The sequence below is a fragment of the Komagataeibacter diospyri genome (genome assembly GCF_043995075.1).
GTDB classification, from domain to species: Bacteria; Pseudomonadota; Alphaproteobacteria; order Acetobacterales; family Acetobacteraceae; genus Komagataeibacter; species Komagataeibacter diospyri.
In genome coordinates this window covers 3,276,067-3,298,264 of the sequence record NZ_CP171836.1, presented here as the reverse complement: position 1 = coordinate 3,298,264, position 22,198 = coordinate 3,276,067, and the positions used below count along the sequence as shown (strand labels likewise).

General features: G+C 64.1%; 17 protein-coding genes. 2 read left to right on the top strand and 15 right to left on the bottom strand.

The genetic code is table 11. From position 1 onward, the window contains the following. Positions 1 to 19: 19 nt before the first annotated feature. The 14 genes from ACE2AA_RS15310 to ACE2AA_RS15245 all read right to left on the bottom strand — a co-directional run bounded on the left by ACE2AA_RS15310 (position 20) and on the right by ACE2AA_RS15245 (position 19,715). Complete coding sequence (locus ACE2AA_RS15310; protein ID WP_141262294.1) at positions 20 to 1,249, bottom strand: alanine--glyoxylate aminotransferase family protein; 1,230 nt, start codon at positions 1,247 to 1,249, stop codon at positions 20 to 22. Further along, positions 1,246 to 2,517: an allantoate amidohydrolase gene (locus ACE2AA_RS15305; protein WP_395370364.1), complete on the bottom strand. Its 1,272-nt coding sequence runs from the start codon at positions 2,515 to 2,517 to the stop codon at positions 1,246 to 1,248. The genes ACE2AA_RS15310 and ACE2AA_RS15305 overlap by 4 nt, the downstream gene beginning before the upstream one ends. Further along, positions 2,511 to 4,103 (bottom strand): gamma-glutamyltransferase family protein, encoded by a 1,593-nt coding sequence (locus ACE2AA_RS15300; RefSeq protein ID WP_141262292.1) that lies wholly within the window; start codon positions 4,101 to 4,103, stop codon positions 2,511 to 2,513. Before ACE2AA_RS15300 ends, ACE2AA_RS15305 begins: the two co-directional genes overlap by 7 nt. Then, positions 4,103 to 5,476 carry an AtzE family amidohydrolase gene (locus ACE2AA_RS15295; RefSeq protein WP_395370362.1) on the bottom strand — a complete coding sequence of 458 codons (1,374 nt, stop codon included), beginning with the start codon at positions 5,474 to 5,476 and terminating at the stop codon, positions 4,103 to 4,105. Before ACE2AA_RS15295 ends, ACE2AA_RS15300 begins: the two co-directional genes overlap by 1 nt. Next, positions 5,473 to 5,709 carry a DUF4089 domain-containing protein gene (locus ACE2AA_RS15290; protein WP_141262290.1) on the bottom strand — a complete coding sequence of 79 codons (237 nt, stop codon included), beginning with the start codon at positions 5,707 to 5,709 and terminating at the stop codon, positions 5,473 to 5,475. Before ACE2AA_RS15290 ends, ACE2AA_RS15295 begins: the two co-directional genes overlap by 4 nt. Before the next feature lie 42 nt (positions 5,710 to 5,751). Continuing rightward, entirely contained in the window at positions 5,752 to 7,209 is a 1,458-nt protein-coding gene (locus ACE2AA_RS15285; protein WP_395370360.1) for an NAD(P)-binding domain-containing protein, read from the bottom strand. 170 nt (positions 7,210 to 7,379) lie between these two features. Beyond that, positions 7,380 to 8,336: a LysR family transcriptional regulator gene (locus ACE2AA_RS15280; RefSeq protein ID WP_395370359.1), complete on the bottom strand. Its 957-nt coding sequence runs from the start codon at positions 8,334 to 8,336 to the stop codon at positions 7,380 to 7,382. Next, positions 8,333 to 9,187: a xanthine dehydrogenase accessory protein XdhC gene (xdhC, locus tag ACE2AA_RS15275; protein ID WP_395370357.1), complete on the bottom strand. Its 855-nt coding sequence runs from the start codon at positions 9,185 to 9,187 to the stop codon at positions 8,333 to 8,335. Before xdhC ends, ACE2AA_RS15280 begins: the two co-directional genes overlap by 4 nt. Before the next feature lie 5 nt (positions 9,188 to 9,192). Beyond that, the gene (xdhB, locus tag ACE2AA_RS15270; RefSeq protein ID WP_395370356.1) at positions 9,193 to 11,556 is read right to left on the bottom strand and encodes a xanthine dehydrogenase molybdopterin binding subunit; all 2,364 of its coding nucleotides are present in this window, start codon (positions 11,554 to 11,556) and stop codon (positions 9,193 to 9,195) included. Then, positions 11,549 to 13,048, bottom strand: coding sequence for a xanthine dehydrogenase small subunit (xdhA, locus tag ACE2AA_RS15265; protein WP_395370355.1), 1,500 nt, complete (start codon positions 13,046 to 13,048; stop codon positions 11,549 to 11,551). The genes xdhB and xdhA overlap by 8 nt, the downstream gene beginning before the upstream one ends. 436 nt (positions 13,049 to 13,484) lie before the next feature. Further along, on the bottom strand, positions 13,485 to 14,858 hold the full coding sequence (locus ACE2AA_RS15260) for an amidohydrolase family protein (protein ID WP_395370354.1): 1,374 nt from the start codon (positions 14,856 to 14,858) through the stop codon (positions 13,485 to 13,487). Positions 14,859 to 15,038: 180 nt separating this feature from the next. Beyond that, positions 15,039 to 16,535: a Ppx/GppA family phosphatase gene (locus ACE2AA_RS15255; RefSeq protein WP_141262333.1), complete on the bottom strand. Its 1,497-nt coding sequence runs from the start codon at positions 16,533 to 16,535 to the stop codon at positions 15,039 to 15,041. A gap of 45 nt (positions 16,536 to 16,580) precedes the next feature. Beyond that, on the bottom strand, positions 16,581 to 18,851 hold the full coding sequence (locus ACE2AA_RS15250; RefSeq protein WP_141262285.1) for an RNA degradosome polyphosphate kinase: 2,271 nt from the start codon (positions 18,849 to 18,851) through the stop codon (positions 16,581 to 16,583). A gap of 90 nt (positions 18,852 to 18,941) precedes the next feature. After that, a complete protein-coding gene (locus ACE2AA_RS15245; protein WP_141262284.1) occupies positions 18,942 to 19,715 on the bottom strand; it encodes an HdaA/DnaA family protein in 774 nt (257 codons plus the stop codon). A gap of 137 nt (positions 19,716 to 19,852) precedes the next feature. Here ACE2AA_RS15245 and purM point away from each other — a divergent pair, with 137 nt between their 5' ends. Next, entirely contained in the window at positions 19,853 to 20,953 is a 1,101-nt protein-coding gene (gene purM / locus ACE2AA_RS15240; protein ID WP_141262283.1) for a phosphoribosylformylglycinamidine cyclo-ligase, read from the top strand. 8 nt (positions 20,954 to 20,961) lie between these two features. Further along, positions 20,962 to 21,585, top strand: coding sequence for a phosphoribosylglycinamide formyltransferase (purN, locus tag ACE2AA_RS15235; protein WP_141262282.1), 624 nt, complete (start codon positions 20,962 to 20,964; stop codon positions 21,583 to 21,585). Between the two features lie 127 nt (positions 21,586 to 21,712). On the opposite strand, the gene ndk is transcribed toward purN, so the two are convergent. Next, a complete protein-coding gene (gene ndk / locus ACE2AA_RS15230) occupies positions 21,713 to 22,135 on the bottom strand; it encodes a nucleoside-diphosphate kinase (RefSeq protein WP_010514331.1) in 423 nt (140 codons plus the stop codon). Between the last annotated feature and the right edge of the window lie 63 nt (positions 22,136 to 22,198).

Genomic DNA, 22,198 nt, shown 5'->3' with positions numbered 1-22,198 from the left:
TACGCCATATCCCCCGTTCTTATGCGTTATAGGCCGCAAGGGCGGCATCGACGCCGCTGCCCGCGACAAAGGCATGACCTTCGTGACGCAGGACTGTTTCCAGCGCACCGATGGTCAGCAGCACCTTGTGCTTTTCAGCATTGTAGCCCATGGCCCCGATGCGCCAGATCCTGCCCTGCAACGGACCGAAGGCGGAGCCGATCTCGATCTCGAAATCCTCACGCATGCGGCCACGCACCCGCTCGCCATCCACACCCTTGGGAATGTACACACCGGTCACGTTGGTCATGCGGTAGTCATCGCTACCAAACAGTTCCAGCCCGATGGCCCGCATGCCAGCACATATCGCGCGTGAGGCTCGGGCATGGCGGGCGAAGCGGGCCTGCAGCCCCTCCTCCAGCACCACGCGGGCGGCTTCACGCGCGCCGTAGAGCATGGTGGTGGCTTCTGTATGGTGGTTCAGGCGCTTTTCGGACCAGTAATCCATGACCATGGCCAGATCGAAATAGTTGGACGGAATGCGCACCCGCGTACCATCGCGCGTGTCGCTGCCCCGGATACCGGCCTCGACATGGCGACGGGCGAAGATATGTTCCGCCGCACGGTCGGAAATGGTGATGGGGGCCGAACCCGGCGGCCCGCCCATGCATTTCTGCAGTCCTCCGCTGACCACATCCACGCCCCAGCGGTCGGTTGCGACCTCCATTCCGCCCAGCGTCGCGGTGGTGTCAACATAGGACAGCACGTCATACTTGCGGCACAGCGCCCCGACCCCATCCAGCGGCTGGGCAATGGTGGTGGACGTATCGCCATGGATGCATGCCAGCACATGCGGGCGGTGGGTGACGATCGCGTCCTCGATCTGCTCCAGCGTCGCAATCTCGCCCCACGGAATGTCCAGCGTCACGATCTCGGCACCAATGCGCTGCGCGATTTCGGACAGCAGCAGCCCGAAACGGCCCGCGCGCACGATCAGCAGCTTCATGCCCGGTTCAACCAGCGATACAAGTGACGCCTCGATCCCTGCGCGCGCCGTGCCATCAACCAGGAAGGTCCAGCGGTTGCTGGTCATGAACACCTGACGGTACAGTTCCATCGTCTGGTTCATGTATTCGGTCATTTCCGGGTCGAACTGGCCCAGCATGTCAGCCGCCATGGCCCGCAGCACGCGCGGATGCGCATTGACCGGCCCCGGCCCCATCAGCAACCGGGCGGGAGGATTGATCTGGCCGAAAAAGGTCTGGGTCATCCGAAACGTCTCTCAAAAAGTCCGATAAAGGTAATCATCGCGCGCAGGGCCGCATCCGTATCGGCATCGGTTACGGATTCCGCCGGGTTATGGCTGATGCCGCCCGCACACCGGATGAACAGCATGCAAACCGGGGCCAGATGCGCCATGATCATGGCGTCATGTCCCGCCCCGCTGACCAGCAGGGGCACGGGCGCACAGGTCACTTCGCGCACGGCCTGTTCCATAAGGTCCGCAAGCATCGGATCACAGGGTGTCGCATCAAGGTCCTGCTGCAACGCCACATCCATTTCCAGCCCGCGCCGGGCTGCCACAGTGCAGGCAATGTCCAGGATTTCACGCGCCGCACGGTCGCGCGTGGCATTCGTCCCGGCGCGAACATCAATGGTGAACACCACATCGCCCGGCACGACATTGGCCGCCCCCGGCATGACGTCCAGCGACCCGACTGTCGCCACCAGCCCATCCGTGCCCGCACGACCCACACGTTCGGCAGCAAGGATGATTTCCGCAGCCCCCGCCAGCGCGTCGCGCCGCAGCTTCATGGCAACGGTGCCCGCATGACCCGCCATGCCGCGCAGTGTCACGCGATAGCGGTGCTGGGCCGCAATCGCGCTGACCACGCCAAGGGCGCGGCCTTCGGCTTCCAGCGCCGGCCCCTGCTCGATATGCGCCTCGACATAGGCAACGACCGGATCGCCCTTGCGGGATGCAGCATGCATACGCCCCACATCCAGCCCGAAACCTTCCAGCGCGCTGGCCAGCGTCGCGGTCTCGGCCCAGTCTCGCATGGCCGGGTCCGGTGTTTCCAGCACCCCCGCCACGGCGTGCGAAGTCAGCATGCCGGATGGAAAGCGCGATCCTTCCTCATCCCCGAAGCCCACGACTTCCAGCGCGAAGGGAAAGCGTTTCCCCGATCGGGCGAAATGGGCCACGGTTTCAATGCCAAGGACCACACCCAGCATCCCGTCAAAAAACCCGCCGTCACGCACGCTGTCGATATGCGATCCCAGCAGCACGACCGGGGCATCAGGTACAAGCCCTTCGTACCGTCCGATCAGGTTACCCGCCGCGTCCATGCGCGTGGCCATACCCGCATCGTGCATCCATGCCGCCAGCCGGTCGCAGGTGGCGCGGTAGGACGGGCCGAGATAGGGGCGGAACAGCCCGCCTTCCATCTCGGAATACGGCGCGCGGCCCAGTTCGGTGCAGCGCGCGACGGCGCGTGCGCCGGATGGGTGATCCATGTTGCCTGCCTGCATTACCATGCCGCGACGCACCCGTCGCTGCGCGGATCGGTCGCCCCCTCCAGCAGACCGGAGGGATGGCGCACCAGTGCGCCCGCATGGCCCATTTTGGAAGAAAACGGCGCGACGCGTTCCACCTGGTGCCCCGCCGCCTGCATCCGTGCAATCACTGCGGGATCAAAGCGGTCTTCGTATTTCAGGCTGACGCTGCTTTCGCCCCACGTGCGCCCCAGCAGCCAGCGCGGTGCCGTGACTGCTTCCTGCAGTTCCATGCCGTAGCGTGCGTAACGGGTGAAGATGGCGGACTGTGTCTGCGGCTGTCCCTCGCCCCCCATGGTGCCATAGACCATGGTGCGCCCGTCATCAAAACGGGCACCGGCGGGGTTGAGGGTATGGAACGGCTTGCGGCCGGGGCGCAGGCCATTCCACCCCTGCGGATCAAGGCCGAAGCTGGTGCCACGGTTCTGCCAGACAACGCCGGTGCGCGGCAGCACGATGCCCGATCCGTATTCGAAATACAGGCTCTGGATCATGCTGACGGCCAGCCCGTCGGAATCAATCACGCCCAGCCAGACCGTATCCCCCGCCTGTGACGGCCACGGCCACGGGGCCGCGCGTTTGGGGTCGATGCTGGCCGCCATACGGTCCAGCGCCCTGCGGTCATCAAGGATGTCCTGCGCCTGCACGGTCATGTAGGCGGGATCACCCACATGGGTATCGCGGTAACGGAAGGCCTGTTTGGTCGCCTCGACCAGCCCGTGCAGGTAATCGAAATCATCCGCCCTTGCCGCCTTCAGCCGGTCGAACAGCGCAAGGATCAGCAGGGACGCAACCCCCTGTGTCGGGGGCGCCATGTTATACAGGTCCGCACCATGGATACGGGCGTGAAGGGCTGGCTGGTGGGTGGCCCTGTGCGCCTGCAGGTCCGCAAGGGTCAGCGGGCTGCCAAGGTCATGCAGGTCGGCCGCCAGTTCACGTGCGACATTGCCACGATAGAAGCTCGACAGCCCTTCATCCGCCAGTTGCCGCAATGTGCTGGCAAGGCGCGGATTATGCAGGATGTCGCCGGGCTGTGGCAGCCTGCCACCGGGCATGAACAGGTCCGCGAAACCGGGAATATCCTTCAGTTCATCGGCTTTTTCAGCTGTGATCCCGGCTGCGCTGTCGGTTACGGGCGCGCCCTGTTCGGCATAGAACAGCGCGTCACGCAATACGCGGCCCAGTGGCAGTGCGGGCGCCATCGCATGGCTCCACGACAGCGCCAGATCCCAGCCCGAGACCGTCCCCGCCACGGTATTGGCCGCCAATGGCCCACGCCACGGTATCGTATCCAGCCCCGCCGCATGGTAAAAACCGGCGTCGGCCTTCTGTGCCGCAGCGCCACAGGCATCAATGGTTTCCACCCGTCCATCGGGCCACATGGTCAGCCAGAAGGCATCACCGCCGATACCGGTCATGTGCGGATAGACCACGGCCAGCGCGGCGGCAGTGGCGACTGCGGCCTCCAGCGCCGTGCCACCGGCCTTGAGCACGTCAAGGCCGGCCTGGCTGGCCAGATGGTGGGGGGATGTGACCATCCCCCGGCATGAACGCGGCGTGTTCAGCATCAGCTGTCCTTTCGTGCGTATCCCGCATCCAGCGGACGGCAGGCCGCAAGCCCCGCGCGCTGCAGTTCGGCCGCGACCGCGAACAGCTTCGCCTCGCCACCCGGCGCGCCGATAAGCTGGATACCCAGCGGCAGGCCATCAACCGCCAGAGGGGCCGCCAGCACCGGCAGGCCCGCAAGGCTGATCGGCTGCGTGAAAATGCCAAGATTGGCGCGGGCTGACACTGTCTTGCCATCCACCACGATGGATGGCTGGTCAATGCGCGGTGAGACACCCACCGTTGTGGGCGCAATCAGCACATCCGCATGGGCAAGGGCAGCGTGCACCTGTTCACGGAACCAGCGACGGAAACGCTGCGCCTGCACAAATGTTGCCGCTGGCAGCATGGCCCCGGCCATAAGCCGCCCGCGGGTTGCGGGATCATACTGCATGGACCGACGCCGCAGGCGCGCAAGGTGCAGGTTGCCCCCCTCCGCCGCGCTGATAAGAAAGGCGGACGCCCGCGCCCGTGCGACTTCAGGCAGTTCGATCACCCGGTCCTGCCCCAGATGCGCCATGACGGCGTCAATACCCGCAGCCAGTTCCGTGCTGATGTTGTTGGCAAACCAGCCACCAAGGCGGGCGACACGCACATCACCCACATCGGGTTCGCCCACTGGCGTGCCACCGGCCATGATGGCGTAGACCGCCCGCAGGTCCTCCACCGTGTCCGCCATGGGACCAACCACATCCAGGCTGGCCACGAACGGATAGACACCACCCAGCGGCATCTGCCCATAGGTCGGCTTCAACCCCCATACCCCGCACAGCGAGGACGGGATGCGGATGGACCCGTTGGTGTCCGACCCCAGCGTGAACGGCAGCAGACCCGCCGCCACCGACGCTGCCGACCCGCCCGATGACCCACCGGCCAGACGCGCGGTGTCATGCGGGTTGCGCGTGGTGCCGGTATGGGCATTTTCGGTTGAAAAGCCGTAGGCGAACTCATCCATGTTCAGGGTCGCGACCGGCACCGCGCCCGCGGCCCGCAGGCGTTCGACAACGACCGCGTCACGCGTGGCGGGCAGGTTGTCACGCAGCACGATGGACCCTGCCGTAGTCACTTCGCCCCGGACGTCAAACAGGTCCTTCACCCCGAAGGGCACGCCCGCCAGCGGGCCGGGATCGCGGCCTGCGGCAATGGCCTGGTCCACTTCTTCGGCCTGCGCCACCGCGGCAGCGCCAAGGATGCGGGTGACACTGTTGAAGCGCGTGTCACGGGCTTCGATATCAGCGATCACATCCGTCACGACCGATACGGCGCTGCGGCGGCCTGCACGCACATCCGCCGCAATGGCCAGGGCCGCACCCGCCTTGTGTCCATGAATGGTCATGGCACGTACTCATAAGCGGGTTCACAGTCATCAGGCAGCACGAAGCTGCCGACCAGATCGGCATAACCGTGCAGCAGGGCGGTATTCGCCACCACGTCGGGCATGCAGGCGGCCGGAATGGACAGACCGATAATCCGCGCCATGTCGGTCACGGGGGGAACCTTGTGGTCATCATGCCCCCCCGTGCCGGACAGACCCGGCGCGGAAGGTGAAAGGCGTGCTGCGCTGCTCATCTACTCACTCTCTCCCGAATGGATAAATCTACCCGGGGCGCATCATGCAACAGGAGGATCGAGACTGACCAGTTCCGGCACGTCATAGGACAGCAGACTTTCAAGATGCTGCCTGCCATCGGCTACGTACAGGTCACGCCCCAGCCCGTGGGCCAGACGTTCCACGCCAAAGCGCATGCCACTGATCGACGCGCCCGAAAGGCCCATGCTGGGCGTGGCCGAGAACGTGAAATTATGGATGTTCGCCAGCATGGGCGCCAGCGCGTCATCCGCCCGGCGCGGCAGGAACTGGTAGTTCTCACCCAGGTAGGGATAGCTTTCCAGCACGGCGCTTTCCGCACCCGCGGGTGCGGTATAGCGATCGCCCCACAATGCCACGGAAGACGCAAAGGACTTCGTTTCCGGCCGTCGCGACAGGTCGGTCGTGAAACCCGTGCCGATGATCACGAAATCAAAGCGCATTTCACCCGTGGGCGAATCGACCACGATCTCGTCGCCATCCATGCGTGTGCCCGTCCACGGGCATCCCGTGCGGAAGGAGAAGTTTTCATGCCGGCGGCAGCGCCAGAACGTATCCTGCGGTGGCGGCTGGTTGAGTTCGAAAATCCGGCGCATGAAACCCCAGCGCAGGTCGTCCGGCAGGGCGGGATAGTATGCGAGGAAACCGGTATTTTCCATCCACCGATATGGGTTGATCGACGGAATTTCCTTGCGCCGCAGGCACAGCGTGACACTGCCCGCCCCTTCTTCCAGCGCCGTGGCCGCGTTGTCGAATGCGGAAGCCCCGGCCCCCAGCACGCCAATGCGTTTGCCCTTCAGCGCTGCGAAATCGATGTTTTCCGACGTATGGGCATAACGCGCGCGCGGCAGGCCATCACGGATGAAATCGGGCACATGCCACGAACCACAGCCCTCGATCCCGGTGGCCAGCACCAGCTTGCGGGCATAATGCACATGGGTGGCCCCGTCAGGGCAGCGGAAGGTCAGGCGCAGCAGGCCATTTTCCCATGTCACGCCCTGAAAATCATGGTCGTTTGCAACCGGCAGATCCAGGATATCGCGATACCAGTCCAGGTAGTCCTGCCACTGCCCACGCGGGATTTTGTCCAGCTTTTCCCATGCTTCGGCGCCAAACTGCGCTTCGTACCACGAACGCGGCGTGAGCGAGGGCACCCCGAGGTCGGGGCCGGTCACGTATTTGGGCGTGCGCAGCGTGATCATGCGCGCGAATGTCACCCACGGGCCTTCGCCGCCCTTCGCCGCACGGTCGAAAATACGGACATTGGTGATGTTGTTGCGCTTGAGCGCGAAAGCCGTGGCAAGGCCACCCTGCCCCGCCCCGATAATGGCTACGTCCAGCACACGCTGGCCGTCACGTTCCATGGGGGGAACCCATTCCTTGCGGGGATAGCGGATGATTTCCAGATCCCGGCGCACCGCCACATCCAGAGCTGCAAGCCCGCTGTCCATCCCGGCATTCGGCTGCGTTGTGGTGTCCATCTGCGGGTTCCCATCATGTTTTACTGTTTGTCGATGCAGCCCGCATGGCGTCCCCCGACGCCATGCGGATAGTCCCCAACCGCACCATGATGGATAAATCTAATCAGCCCGTTACGTGTTCCGTCTAGTATAATGATCTGACCGTTCCGTTGCCCAAAACGCAACACGGATCAGACCACCCGTTCGTCGCTGACCCCCTGTACGCGACGCAGCTCCAGCCGCAGTTCCTCGATCACCGTTTCCAGCAGGGGCGGCAGCCAGCGGGATTCGCGCACATAGGCCCCCAGATCCGTCACCGCGCGCGTGTCGCGCAGCGGCACATGGCGCAGGCTGTCCTGTCCCGGCTGCGCGCCCACTGCCAGCGGTGACTGGAATGCAAGCCCCGCCCCCGCCCGCACCATGCGATTGGTCAGTTCGATCGACCCGGTCTGCAGCACCACGTTCAGCCTGTCCTGCCACGGGCGCAGCATGGGTTCCATGACACGATACAGAGACAGCGTACGCGTAGGCAGGATCAGACGATAAGCCGTACATTCTTCCACCGTGACGGTACGCAGGTGCGCCAGCGGATGATCCGCACGAACCACAGCACCCACCGGGAAATGCCCCACTGCCACACGCCGCAGTTCGGGATACAGCGCCAGTGAAAACGCAATGCCCAGATCCACCCGCCCATCCTGCAGGGCGGATACGATGGTCTTGGGCGCGCCGACCTCCACATGCAGTTCAACGGCCGGATAGGCGGAAATGATGCGTTCCAGCAGGGCGGGCAGCAACTGTCCCGCGATCCCTTCCACCGCCATGATGCGCAGCCGTCCGTCATGGCGGCCGGACAGGGCATTGATCTGTTCTTCCGTCCGGGCAGCGTCCTGCATCACGGTCACGATATGGCGCGCCATGATCGTGCCCACTTCCGTCAGCACCATGCCATCGGGCAGGCGGTCGAACAGGGGGGCGCCGATTTCGGCTTCCATCTGCGCAAGCTGCCGGGTCAGGGCGGATGGCGTGACGTTCAGCCTGCGCGCGGCCTCCCGGATCGACCGGCATTCCCGCACGGCGTTGAAATAGGAAATGCCCCGTGCATGCAGCCGCATCATGCGGGGGGGACGGGAAAGCGGATCGTTCATGGGCTGGTGTCATCCCCGTTTGCATGACCGCCCGCCTGCATCGGGTGCAGGAAGCGGGTGACGATTTCCGCCGCGACCAGCGCGGCGATGACGGCGGGCCGTTTGTCGCGCACGCCGTGGTCCCCTATCGGGCAGACCATGGCGGCGATCCGGTCTTCGGGCAGGCCGATCTGGCGGAAGCCCGCCTCGAACCGGCGGCGTTTCGTGTGCGAGCCTATCAGCCCGACATAGCGAAAATCACCCCGTTCGAGGAGGGATGCAACAATCAGGCTGTCCAGCGCGTGGCTCTGGGTAAGGACCAGCGCGCCGGAACCCGGCGGGGCATGGGCCACAAGAGGCTCCCATGCGCCATCATCATGCACCTCCACGCCTGCGGGAATGGAGGGACCAAATTCATGCGGGCGCGAATCGCACCATGCCAGGCGCAGCGGCAACGGGGCCAGCACATGCGCCAGCGCGCGCCCCACATGTCCCGCCCCGAACAGCAGCAGCAGCGGCTGCGTGCGGCGCAGGTGTTCAAGCTGCGCCATGATGCCATCCAGCCCGGCACAATCCGGCACATCAAGGGTCAGCCGGACTTCGCCCCCGCAGCACTGTCCCGAATTCCCGCCAAGGCTTATGCGCTGCACCAGCCTCTTCCCACCCGCATCCAGCAGCCTGCGTGCCTGATGGATTGCGTTCCATTCCAGGTCGCCACCGCCAATCGTGCCCGACTGTTCGGTGGGCGTGACCAGCATGAAGGTTCCGGCTTCACGCGGGGTGGACCCGCGCGCATCCGACACACTGATCCGGGCGACCGGCTGGCCTGACAGCCGCCATCGCACCAGATCCGCGCGCATTTCCATGCTCATGCCGATCAGGTGGGCGGATTGCCGTGCCGCATGCGTTCGGCCACGCGCAGGATCATTTCCGGCGTGGCGGGCGCGTCCAGACGCGGGCAGGTGCGGTAGCCATCCAGACTGGCCAGCGCATCGGACACCGCCTGCAGCACCGACACACCATGCACGAAGGGCGGTTCCCCCACCGCCTTGGATCGGAAAATGGTGTATTCACGGTTGGGCGCGTTTTCCAGCAGTTCGACATTGAACACCCTCGGACGATCGGAACAGGCCGGAATCTTGTACGTACTGGGCGCATGCGTGCGCAGGCGACCCGCCTTGTCCCATACCAGTTCCTCACACGTCAGCCACCCGGCGCCCTGCACGAAGCCGCCTTCGATCTGGCCGATATCCAGTGCCGGGTTCAGCGACTGCCCCGCGTCATGCAGGATATCCACGCGGTCGATCTTCATCTCGCCGGTCAGCAGGTCGATCACGACCTCCGAACAGGCTGCGCCATAGGCGAAATAATAGAAGGGACGGCCCTGCCCCGTATCCCCGTTCCATGAAATCTTGGGCGTCTTGTAAAATCCGTTGGCGGACATGGATACACGCGCGAAATAGGCCTGACGTGTCAGTTGCGAAAACGCGATCACCTTCTGCCCCACATGCACGCCATCAGCGGCGAAGCGGACTTCATCTTCCCCCACATTCCAGTGGGCGGCCGCGAATTCCACCAGCCTGCGCTTGATACGCCGCACCGCGTCCAGCACCGCCATGCCATTGAGATCAGCACCTGAGGATGCCGCCGTGGCGGACGTATTGGGCACCTTGCCGGTCGTGGTGGCGGTAATGCGCACCTGATCCGTGCCCAGCCCCAGTTCACGCATGGCGACCTGTACCATCTTGGTATGCAGGCCCTGCCCCATTTCCGTGCCGCCGTGGTTTACCTGTACCGACCCGTCAGTATAGACGTGCACCAGCGCACCGGCCTGGTTGTAATGGGTGGCGGTAAAGGAAATGCCGAATTTGACCGGCGTGATCGCAATGCCGCGCCGCAGGTAGGGGCTGCCTGCATTGAACGCGCGGCAGGCTTCGCGCCGTTTTACATAATGGCAGCGCCGCGCCAGTTCGGGCAGCAGTTCGGCGGTAATCGAATCCTCGACCACCATGTTGTAGGGTGTCACGTTGCGGTCATGCGTGCCGTAGGCATTGCGCAGGCGGACTTCCAGCGGGTCAAGACCGGTGGCGAACGCGATTTCCTCGATCACGCGTTCCGCCGCGACAACGCCCTGCGGACCGCCAAAACCGCGATAGGCGGTGTTGGACTGCGTATTGGTCCGCAGTGGCTCGGACCGCAGGCGCACATCGGGATAGAAATAGGCGTTGTCGGCATGGAACAGCGCGCGGTCGATCACGGGACCGGACAGGTCGGCTGACCACCCGCACCGCGCCGCCAGCACCATGTCCACCGCGACAATCCGGCCTTCATCGGTAAAGCCGACATCGTAATCAATGACAAAATCATGCCGCTTGCCGGTCATGGTCATGTCGTCATCACGGTCCAGCCGCATCTTGGCCGCGCGCCCGGTCCGGTCGGCCACCAGTGCGGCCAGGCAGGCGCAGGCATTGGCCTGCGTTTCCTTGCCACCAAAGCCGCCGCCCATGCGCCGGACCTCGACCGTAATCAGGTTGGCGGGACGGTCCAGCACATGGGCGACCATGTGCTGGGTTTCGGTCGGGTGCTGGGTGGAGGACGTGACATGCATCTCTCCCTCCTCGCCCGGTCGGGCAAGGGCGATCTGCCCTTCGAGGTAGAAATGCTCCTGCCCGCCTACGGTCACGCGACCCGACAGCCTGCGCGGCGCGTGTTCAAGACCCGCCATCACGTCGCCACGCTTCATTTCCATCGGTCGCCAGACCATGGGGCTGCCAGCGGCACGGGCCTCGGCCACATTCAGGACGGCAGGCAGGTCTTCATAATCCACCTTCGCCAGACGCGCGGCCCGGCGCGCGGCGCCACGGGTGGTGGCCGCAACCACGAATATCGGCTGACCATAAAACGAGACCCCGGTCGTGGCCAGAAGCGGCTCGTCGCCCTTGCCCACGGGGCTGATCTGGTTGTCGCCGGGAATGTCGGCGGCGGTATAGACGCCCACCACGCCGTCCGCCTGTCGCACGGGATCAAGGTCCATGGAAAGGATGCGAGCATGGGCGCGGGTGCTCAGCCCCGGCACCAGATGCAACGTGCCACGCGGTTCAGGCAGGTCATCGATATAGGCAGCGCTGCCCTGCACATGCATGGCGGCACTTTCATGCCGCAGGCTGCTTGATGCGCCCCCGGGCACAATGCCATCACCCGCCGACGGGGATACATCGGCAAAGCTGTTTCCATCAGCCATGGGCGTGTCCTCCCGCAGTGGCGCAGGCCGTGCGCACGCTGATATCGGCGCGTGCAGTCTCCGGCCCGCAATCGGCATAAAGCCGGGTCAGCAGATTGGCTGCAACCGTGCGGCGGTACCAGTCGCTGGCCCGCATGTCGGTAATGGGGGCGAAATCGTCCATGATGGCCTGACGTGCGGCTGCGAGCGTGGTTTCGTTCCAGTTGCGTCCCTCCAGCGCGGCTTCCGTCCGACAGGCGCGACGCGGGGTCGCCGCCATGCCGCCAAAGGCCACGCGGGCGCTGGCAATGGTGCCATCAGGCGCAAACGTCAGGGAAAACGCCCCCAGAATGGCGGAAATATCCTGATCGAACCGCTTGGAAACTTTCCATGCACGCACAACCGTATCCGCTCCGGGACGGGGAATGCTCACACCTTCCACGAACTCACCGGGCGCACGGTCCTGTTTGCCATAATCGATAAAGAAATCTTCCAGTGCCATGACACGCCGCACGTCGCCACAACGCAGGTGCAGCTTCGCACCCGCCGCGATCAGCACCGGTGGCCCGTCGCCAATGGGTGAGCCATTGGCGATATTGCCGCATACCGTCCCGCTGTTGCGTACCTGCACCGAACCGATGCGGCGGATCACCTCCGTATCCGGCTGCGGCAGGATATCGGCCAGCGCCGCACGCGCTTCCTGCCATGTGACTGCGGCACCAAGATACACCCCGTCCGCATCACATGCGATCCGGCGCAGGTCCGGCACCTGCCCGATCATAACGACATGCGGCAGGTCCCGCATGCCCTTGGTCACCCACAGGCCAACATCGGTTGCTCCTGCCACGATCCGTGCATCAGGGTGTGCCACCATGGTGCATGCCAGTGCATCGGCACTTGCGGGAATGGTCAGGCGGCCCGCAGGCCCGTCGAGTTCGACCGTGGTCCCATCACGCAGGGCGCGCAGGCGGTCGGCCATCTCGCTGGCCATGGCGTCAAAATGATCCGCTCCCGCCTGCATGGCCTGCCGCATGGCGCGCACGATCGGCGCATATCCGGTGCAGCGGCACAGGTTGCCCGCCAGCATGTCGTCAATACCGTGCTCATCCTGCGCCAGCCCACCGGCCTTGCGCCCCGCCACCATGGACATGACAAAACCGGGCGTGCAGAAACCGCATTGCGACCCATGCTGGTCCACCATGGCCTGCTGTACGGGATGCAGGCTGCCGTCAGGCGCGCGCATGTCCTCGATAGTCAGGACCTGCGCGCCATCCAGCATGGATACGAACTGGATGCACGCATTGACCGCGCGCCAGACCAGCCGGTCCCCTTCCAGCCGCACCACCAGCACGGTGCAGGCGCCGCAATCGCCTTCGTTGCAGCCTTCCTTGGTGCCGGTCAGGCCACGGTCCTCCCGCAGCCAGTCCAGCAGCGTACGCGTCGGCGCGACATCGGCCAACGTATGGCATTCGTTTCCGACATAGAAACGGATGCCGTGTCTGATCCCCGTCAAATCTGTTCCCTCTATCATGGCCACAGGACTGCCTCACCCCCCTCAAGGCAGACAGCCGGAACAGCCTTTCATTCTGATATGCTTAATATATGGAACCCGGTCCGGCCTTGTCACCCCGGCAAAGGACAGGAGACTGTCTGAAAAGTCTGCCCTGGGGATATCCAGAAAATCATAAGGAGGCTTCTGGTAGAGCTTTTTTCAGAAGACTTCAGGGAACACCACCTTTTTGAAAAAAGGCAGAACCCAAAAATTTATTATTTTTATCAACAGGTTAATTTTATATCGCCTATCACAGACCGTGTGAAAGGCGGCCCGTCAGACAGCCTGCAGATTGTCGCGGGCACTTTTGCCACAAAGGGCATGAAAAGACTTCACCTATGATATTTTATTAATATTATCAGAATGTTGTTCTGAAACATTTCCCAAGGCCACGATCCTATATTTCATCGTCACGCATGGACAGATGCGCCGCCATACGCATGCGTTCCGACAGCCTGGGGCGAAAGGCCGGACACGGTACATAGGCCCCGTATCCAGCACCTTCGCATGGCATGTCATCCTTCCATACCGTTACGCCACCACGAATGACCTGCACCGCCCGGCCACCCAGCGTGATCCCGGCATACAGGCCGGATGTGCATGTTTCCTGCGCATCGGGGTCCCACAGCACGATATCGGCATCCGCACCCGGCATGATCGCGCCCTTGCGGGGATAGATATTGAAAGCGCGGGCCGCCGCCTGCGATGTGACGGCCACGAATTCCTCCGCCGTCAGGATGCCCGCGCGCACGCCATGCAGCCAGACCACGCGCATGCGTTGCGCGAGACCGTCCACCACCCCGTTTCCGCCCGCACCTGCCGGGCGGAAACCGCTGGCGACCATGCCGATAGTACCCGACGCCAGCCCACCCCATAGCGCCCGCCGATGCGTTCCATCGCGAAAGGGTGGCAGGGTGATGCAGAAATCCGTGACCGCGTCGCCTTCAGGATCATGGACCGCTTCATCCACCACCAGATGAGGGGCCAGCACATGCCCCTCAACCCGCTGGCCGTGCAGGCGGGCCTGCGCAAGAACTTCCGTGGCGCCAATGGTGGATACAGGTCCCACATGCACCGGCCCACCGGACAGTCCCGCCAGCATGATGGCGCGGCCCACCGCTTCGGCCTCGACCTGCGGCGGGGCGGACAGCAGACAGGCCTCGCCGCCGGTAATGCCCGCATGGTCCAGTTCCGCGCGCAGATAGGCCACGGCCTGCGCGTTCTGGGCCTCGATCATGCATAAAGCGCCACAATTGGCGGCATGGCTGGTCAGTTTCAGGATATCACGGTCGGACAGGCCTTCCGGCATGGACAGGTGGAAGGCATTGATCCCCTGATCCGTTACCAGCGAATCCATCTGCCGCAGGACGGCTGTGCTGGAATCCGGCAGCGCCATATGCAGCCCGACATCGACATGGGCATGGCGTGCGGCATGCTGCCAGTCCCGCCATGCCCCGTCCAGCCTGCCGCTGTCGGGATGCATGGTATCGAGTATGGTGGTTGTGCCACCGGACAGCGCCGCCGCCGTCAGGGCGAAGCCTGCTTCATCCGCGCCGATGCCGGTCTGCGGGTCCACCCCGCCGGGCATGACCAGAAGGCCACCCGCATCGACCACCGTGCAGCTGGGGGGGATGTCCAGATCGGGACCAACAGCTAGGATTTCCCCCACGCCGCCACACAGCACATCCACCCGCAGGGATGCCTGTCCCGTTACCACCGTCCCGCCACGGATCAGCAGCAGGTCGCGCGTCTGTCCATGCCGCATGCCCATGTCGTATTATGTCCTGCCCATACCAGAAAGACCGCCTGAAAAGACCGCTTCTGCGCCATCATGCAAATTACAGAAAAGTTTTTGGGTGCCCCTTTGCTTCAAAGGGACAGCATTCCCTGAATGCTTCTGAAAAAAGCTTCACCAAAAAACTTTTATTGTTTCCCGTAAAATTAGAAAGGATCAGTGATCGCGTATCCGGACCGTCATATCCAGCGCGCTGCCCAGCCGTTCCAGCCTGCGGCGTACGCTTTCGCCTTGCACCACGTCGCGGCCCGGCGCGAAATGCAGTGACAGGATCTGGTCCTCACATTCCAGTCGCGTGCCATCCAGCAGTGCCTCGGTCCCGCCACTAACGGTATAGGCCAGTCGCAATGCCTGCCCCAGCGCCACGGCGCGACCGAACTGCACCTGATCGAGCAACTGGCGCGACGGCTGCAGATACGCCACCGACAGGTCGGCCCCGTACCGCACCGCAAGTGTCAGCGACAGGAAGGCGCGCGCCTGATGGGTGAAGCCCACGCCCTGCATGCGCAGGATACGCAGGTAGGTCTGTTCGGCCCGGTATTCGGGATGGTCATGCGCACCGACATCCGACAGCCAGCACGCAACACCGCGCAGGCGGGTCGCCACCTGTCCCTCATCGGGGAAAAGGGGCGTGGTCCATTCCGCCAGCCGATCGGGCAGGGTCATGCTGCGGCCCAGCATGCTGCACATTTCACGCGCCACGGCATCCTGCGGGTCATTGTCGGCGACACTTGCGGCGACATTGCGCATGTACCATCCTTCACGCAGGCCATCGACGCAGAACACCAGCCCCGTCGAACGCGTGCGCCGCATGAGCCTGCGCAGCACGGTCGCGGCATAAGGCGCGTCCTCCAGCCGCTTGCGCGGCACACCGGGCAGGCGTTCAAGCGACCGCTTGCCCGCGCCGATGATCCAGTCCGCCATTTCCCGCCCCGTATCGGGGGCAAGACGATAGAGATGGACAATATTCAGCGGATAGGCCGTGCGCGCGATCTGCATGCGCGCCAGGGCACGGAACGCACCGCCAACAAGGTACAGATCCTGATCGTGCACATCATCCAGCCAGCCTACCCTGGCCAGATCCTCATCCACCAGTGCGCGCGCACGGGCAAGGTCGCCATCAGCACGGTCATTCAGCCGGATCACACCCAGCGGCAGGGTGCAGGCATTAAGCTTGCGCCCGTTTTCCAGCCGGATCAGTTCCAGCGACCCGCCACCGATGTCAGCCACCAGCCCGTTGGCGTCCGGTATGCCGCACAGTACGCCGGTTGCGGAATAATCGGCTTCTTCCTCCCCGCTCAGGATACGGATCGGCACGCCGGGCAGGCGTGATTTCAGGCCCGCCACGAATTCCGGCCCGTTGCTGGCGTCACGCACGGCGGCGGTGGCCAGTACCTCGAAGGGACTTGCCTCCATCCCGCGCGCAATGGCGTTGAACCGGGCCATGACCTCCATCGCCAGTGGTACGGCTTCTTCATTCAGGCGTCCCGTCGCATTCAGGCCCCGCCCCAGCCGCAGGACCACCTTTTCATTGAAGATGGGAGCCGGATTGCGTGAAATCCCGTCAAACACCACAAGGCGGACGGAATTCGATCCCAGATCTATGACCGCCGAACGGCGAAACCCGCCCAGACCCGTCACATCCGGCCCCATACGTCGCCAGCCCACCATGCCATGACCGCACCCATACCGTAATCCTCAGTCCTCAATAGTCTGTTCCGCATGCCATGGCTGCGACGCGCTGACCCGGATCGGGGCTTCCCCCACCGTAGCACCACGCCCTGCATGAACCGGATGTTCCATGAAATATTCATGCGACGAAAATGGCCTGCGTCCCGGCTCCAGACGCCGCCATACACCATTGCGCTGTAAAATCCACGACTGCAGGTTGTCCTTGAGGTCGATCATCATGATCTGGTCCAGCACGCGGGCATGCACCTGCGGGTCCAGCATGGGGACCATGCTTTCCACACGCCAGTCCATGTTGCGCTGCATCCAGTCCGCCGATGAGATGTACAGCTTCGCCTGCCGGCTGGGCAGGCGATGCCCGTCGCCAAAGGCATAGATGCGCGCGTGTTCCAGAAACCGTCCCACAATCGATTTGACCCGGATGTTTTCCGACAGTCCCGGCACGCCGGGCCGCAGGCAGCAGATGCCGCGCACCACCGCCATGACCTTCACGCCCGCGCATGACGCCGCATACAGCCGGTCGATCAGGTCGGGATCCACCAGTGAGTTCATCTTGAGCCAGATCTGCCCCGGACGGCCTGCCTGCACATGGGCGATTTCGCCCGCGATCAGATCTTCCAGCGTACGGCGGATGGTCACGGGGGAGAACGCGATCGCCTCCATCCGCGCGGGCACAGCATAACCGGTCATGTAATTGAACAGCCGTGCCGAATCGCGCGCCAGTTCAGGGTTGCAGGTGAAGAACGACAGGTCTGTGTATATCCGCGCCGTGATCGGGTGATAGTTGCCGGTGCCAAAATGGGCGTAGGACCGCAGTGCGCCGCCCTCACGCCGCACGACCAGGCTGAGCTTGGCATGCGTCTTGAGGTCGGAAAAACCAAAGACCACCTGCACACCTGCCGCTTCCAGCGCGCGGGCAAGGCGGATATTGGCTTCCTCGTCAAAACGGGCGCGCAGTTCCACCATGGCGGTCACCGCCTTGCCGGCCTCCGCCGCCTCGATCAGGGCCTTGACGATGGGGCTGTCGCGCGATGTGCGGTACAGCGTCTGCTTGATCGCGACCACGGCAGGGTCAATGGCCGCCTGCCGCAGAAACTGCACCACCACGTCAAAGCTTTCGAACGGGTGATGGACGATCATGTCGCGCGCGCGGATGGCGGCGAAGCAGTCACCGCCGCAATCGACAATCCGTTCGGGAAAGCGCGGGGTATAGGGCGGGAACAGCAGGTCGGGCCGGTCATCGACGATCAGTTGCTTGAGGTCCACCACCCCGATCAGTCCCGACTGCACGAACACCTCATCCGGTGGCGGCGCAAGCCCTTCGGCCATTGACCGGGCCAGGTCTTCGGGCATGCGGGATTCGATATCGAGGTGGATCACCACGCCACGCCTGCGGCGCTTGAGCGCGCTTTCATACGAACGGACCAGATCCTCGGCCTCGTCCTCGAATTCCACATCCGTATCGCGCACCACGCGCATCACGCCCCAGTCCCCTGCCACAAGCCCGGGAAACAGGCGGTCGATGCACATGACGATCAGGCGTTCCAGCAGGATGAAGCGCGTCACCCCCGGCGGCGACAGCGCGACAGGCAGTCGTATGAAACGTTCGATCCGCGCGGGCAGCAGGATCAGCGCCTCCATAACGAACTGCCCGGTTTCGGCATTCATCAGACGCAGGGCCTGTGCGATGCCCATGTTTGGAATGAAGGGCAGCGGATGGGCAGGGTCAATCGCCAGCGGCGTCAGGACGGGAAAGACCCGTTCCATGAAACAGCTTTCCAGCCAGGCCTGTTCTTCCGCAGTGAAGGAGATTTCATCGCATACGACAATCCCCGCCCCCTCAAGCTCACGCTGCAGGTCACGCCAGATTCGCTGCTGTTCCTGCAGAAGGCGGCCGGTGCGCTCCCGCACGGCGGAAAGCTGCTGCTGTGGCGTCAGCCCATCGGGCGAGGTCTTGACCAGCCCCTCGCGCACCTGTCCCACCAGCCCCGCCACACGCACGGAATAGAATTCATCAAGGTTGCTGGCGCTGATCGACAGGAAGCGCACGCGTTCCAGCAGCGGATTGCGGGGATTGTCGGCTTCATCCACCACGCGCTGGTTGAAATCGAGCCACGACAGTTCACGATTGATGAAACGCTTGGGTGACGTGGCGTCGGGTGCCGGTTCCACCGGCGCGCGCACCGCGACCTGTCGCCCGGTCGCAGCCTTGCGGCTGCGCGTGCGGGCACGGGGCTTGGGGGCAGTGCCGTCAGGGGCTTTGCGTGGCGTTCTGGCCAATGGATTCGATCTCCCGTTCGGGGGTGATGTTCTTTATTGCATACGACCCTAGGCCAGTGACACGTCACCTGGCCAGAGCAGGCGGTCTGTTCAGGTGCCGGGCTCCATATCCATGGCCCCCATGGCGTCGGCCACCAGCATGTCGGCCAGCACGCGGGTGGCAAGGGCGCGGGTCACGGGACGGCCGGATGCAAGGGCGGCGTGGTCCAGCCGGTCCACCGCGTCCTGCATGGCCTGCGCCGTGCGGGGCAGGCGGCGCAGCAGCCATTCCACGACCGGCTGCGACACGACAATCTGGCGTTCCGCCAGCAGACGCAGCAGCAGCACCCGTAAAAGTCCATCACCGGGCTGGCGTATGGCCACGGCCATGGTCGCCCGCAGCCGACTTGCCAGGTCAGGCAGCGCCACGGGCCAGCGCGCCGGGGCCTTACGCCCGCCCAGCAGCAGCGCAATCCCCTGTTCACGCGCCGTATTCAGCAGATGCAGCAGCGCACGTTCATCCGTGCATTCATCGGCCCGGTCCACCACCATCGCCATGACCGGCACCCCGGTGGCGCGGGCTGCGAACAGGGCCGTGACATGGGCATGCGACAGGCTGCCACCATGCAGCAGCACCGCGTCATGCAGCCGCGCCCATATTTCCAGCATGTGGGTCTTGCCCGTTCCCGCCGCCCCCCACAGCGCCAGCCTGCGCTCGGGCCAGGGCGTGGAGCCAAGCAGCCAGCTGCGCGCGGCCGCGTTGGAGGCGGAAAAGACAAAATCCCCGGCGGCAAAACGTGGCGTGTGGGCAAACGGCAACACCAGTTGCCCGATCACGCCCGCAACCGCGTTTTCATCCGTTTTCAGCTTCGTCCGCTCAACCACAGCTTTGTGCGTTGCCCCGCCTTGACGTAAAGAAGGCCGGAAGTCCCTCTGACCCCGGTCCTGCATGACGGTTTTCATAACCTGCACGCGGGTGTCCGGGAAAGTGATAGTTTGATTACGGAAAAAAAGGCCCCCGCATGACATCCGCCTCCTGCCCGCCCAACGCGTCTTCCGCCACCCCGTCTGGCGCCACCTACCGGGATGCCGGGGTGGACATTGAAGCCGGTGATGCGCTTGTCGAAGTCATCAAGCCCGCGGCCCGCGCCACGGACCGTCCCGGCACCATGGGCGGACTGGGCGGTTTCGGTGCGCTGTTTGACCTGAAGGCGGCCGGTTTTTCCGACCCCATCCTTGTTTCATGCACCGATGGCGTGGGCACGAAGCTCATGATCGCCATCGAAAGCGGCCTGCATGAGACGGTGGGCATCGACCTGGTTGCCATGTGCGTCAACGACCTGGTGGTGCAGGGTGCAACGCCACTGTTCTTCCTGGACTATTTCGCGACCGGCAAACTGTCCATCGAGGACGCGGCCAAGGTCGTACGCGGCATTGCCAGGGGCTGCGCCGACTCCGGCTGCGCGCTGGTGGGCGGGGAAACGGCGGAAATGCCGGGCATGTACGCACCCGGGCATTACGACCTTGCCGGATTCTCGGTCGGGGCAGCGGAACGCACGGCGCTGCTGCCCGGTGATATCCGGCCCGGTGATACGCTGATCGCCCTGCCATCGGCGGGCGTGCATTCCAATGGTTTTTCGCTGGTACGCAATATCGTCACCCGCAGCGGACTGGCATGGGATGCGCCCTGCCCGTTTGCCGATGGCCAGACGCTGGGTCAGGCGCTGATGACGCCCACCACGCTGTATGTCCACCCCGTGCTGGACCTGCACCGCGCCGGCCTGCTGGTGGGGGCGGCCCACATTACGGGTGGTGGCCTGCCCGGCAACCTGCCGCGCGTGCTGCCCAAGGGCGTGCAGGCGGTGATTGATGGCACGGCATGGCCGGTCCCGCCGGTGTTCCCGTGGCTGGCCAGCACCGGCAATGTCACGACCGAGGAAATGCTGCGCGTTTTCAACTGTGGTGTGGGCATGGTGCTGGTGGTGCGGGACACGGATGCCGCCATGGCACGCCTGTCCGAACGCGGGCAGCAGGCTTTCGTCATCGGCACGATCACGCAGGGCGAAAATCCCGACAGCCCGGCCACGCTGAGCTTTGACGAACTGCCCGAACTGCGCGACTGAACCAGACCGTGACCTACAAGACCCCCATCGCCATCCTGATCAGCGGGCGCGGCAGCAACATGCGCGCGCTGATCGAATCGTGCGCCCGCCCTGACTATCCCGCCCGCATCGCCCTTGTGCTGAGCAACAACCCCGATGCGCCGGGACTGGAAGTCGCGCGGGATGCAGGGCTTGCGACACAGGCCATCGACCACCGCGATTACCCCCGCGACCGGCCCGCGCATGAACGCGCGCTGGATGCGGCCCTGCGCGCGGCGGGCGTGGAATATGTCTGCCTTGCGGGCTACATGCGCCTGCTGACGCCGTTCCTGACCACGGCATGGGCGGGCAGGATGCTGAACATCCATCCCAGCCTGCTGCCTGCCTATCCTGGCCTGCACACGCATGAACGTGCGCTGGAAAGTGGTGCGCGCATCCATGGCTGCACCGTCCACTGGGTGACGGAAGGCATGGATGAAGGCCCCATCATCGGACAGGCGGCCGTACCCATACTGGCCGGTGATACGCCCGATGTGCTGGGCGCGCGGGTATTGCGGCAGGAACACCGCCTGTATCCCGCAGCACTGCATCGCGTTCTGGTGCCCGACGGGGCGCCCGCCGCCACCGCATCAGACTACCTGCTATCGGTCTGATTATTGATAAATAACAGCTTTTGGGGGCTGACTTTTCAAACAGTCTCCAGACGTGAAAAAAGCCGGCCTGAAGGCCGGCTTTTCCATTGGCGGGGACAAAAGCCCCCGCCATCCTGATCCGTACGGATCAGGGCAGGATTTCCGTGCCGGCGAAGAAGAAGGAAATCTCGTTCTTCGCGTTTTCCAGGCTGTCGGAACCATGGACGGAGTTTGCTTCGATGCTTTCGGCAAACTGCGCGCGGATGGTGTGGGCTTCGGCCTTCTTCGGGTCGGTAGCGCCCATCACTTCACGGTTCTTCAGGACAGCGTTCTCACCTTCGAGAACCTGTACCACAACCGGGCCTGAGATCATGAAGGACACCAGGTCGTTGTAGAACGGGCGTTCCTTGTGCACTTCATAGAACGCGCCAGCGGTCGCCTTCGTCAGCTGGATGCGCTTCTGGGCGACGATGCGCAGGCCATTGCCTTCGAACACGGCATTGATCTTGCCGGTCAGGTTACGGCGGGTCGCATCGGGCTTGATGATCGAGAGGGTACGTTCGACTGCCATGGGACAGCTCCTTTCAAACGGGTTCTGAAATATACGAGGCGGCATTGGACATAAGCCGACATC

What these genes read in the sequence shown, in the direction of transcription:
- ndk (WP_010514331.1), bottom strand. Translation starts at nt 22,135, where the DNA reads ATGGCAGTCGAACGTACCCTCTCGATCATCAAGCCCGATGCGACCCGC.
- ACE2AA_RS15310 (WP_141262294.1), bottom strand. Translation starts at nt 1,249, where the DNA reads ATGACCCAGACCTTTTTCGGCCAGATCAATCCTCCCGCCCGGTTGCTG.
- ACE2AA_RS15295 (WP_395370362.1), bottom strand. Translation starts at nt 5,476, where the DNA reads ATGACCATTCATGGACACAAGGCGGGTGCGGCCCTGGCCATTGCGGCG.
- ACE2AA_RS15260 (WP_395370354.1), bottom strand. Translation starts at nt 14,858, where the DNA reads ATGGGCATGCGGCATGGACAGACGCGCGACCTGCTGCTGATCCGTGGC.
- ACE2AA_RS15305 (WP_395370364.1), bottom strand. Translation starts at nt 2,517, where the DNA reads ATGGTAATGCAGGCAGGCAACATGGATCACCCATCCGGCGCACGCGCC.
- ACE2AA_RS15280 (WP_395370359.1), bottom strand. Translation starts at nt 8,336, where the DNA reads ATGAACGATCCGCTTTCCCGTCCCCCCCGCATGATGCGGCTGCATGCA.
- purM (WP_141262283.1), top strand. Translation starts at nt 19,853, where the DNA reads ATGACATCCGCCTCCTGCCCGCCCAACGCGTCTTCCGCCACCCCGTCT.
- ACE2AA_RS15285 (WP_395370360.1), bottom strand. Translation starts at nt 7,209, where the DNA reads ATGGACACCACAACGCAGCCGAATGCCGGGATGGACAGCGGGCTTGCA.
- xdhC (WP_395370357.1), bottom strand. Translation starts at nt 9,187, where the DNA reads ATGAGCATGGAAATGCGCGCGGATCTGGTGCGATGGCGGCTGTCAGGC.
- ACE2AA_RS15290 (WP_141262290.1), bottom strand. Translation starts at nt 5,709, where the DNA reads ATGAGCAGCGCAGCACGCCTTTCACCTTCCGCGCCGGGTCTGTCCGGC.
- xdhB (WP_395370356.1), bottom strand. Translation starts at nt 11,556, where the DNA reads ATGGCTGATGGAAACAGCTTTGCCGATGTATCCCCGTCGGCGGGTGAT.
- ACE2AA_RS15300 (WP_141262292.1), bottom strand. Translation starts at nt 4,103, where the DNA reads ATGCTGAACACGCCGCGTTCATGCCGGGGGATGGTCACATCCCCCCAC.
- ACE2AA_RS15255 (WP_141262333.1), bottom strand. Translation starts at nt 16,535, where the DNA reads ATGGGGCCGGATGTGACGGGTCTGGGCGGGTTTCGCCGTTCGGCGGTC.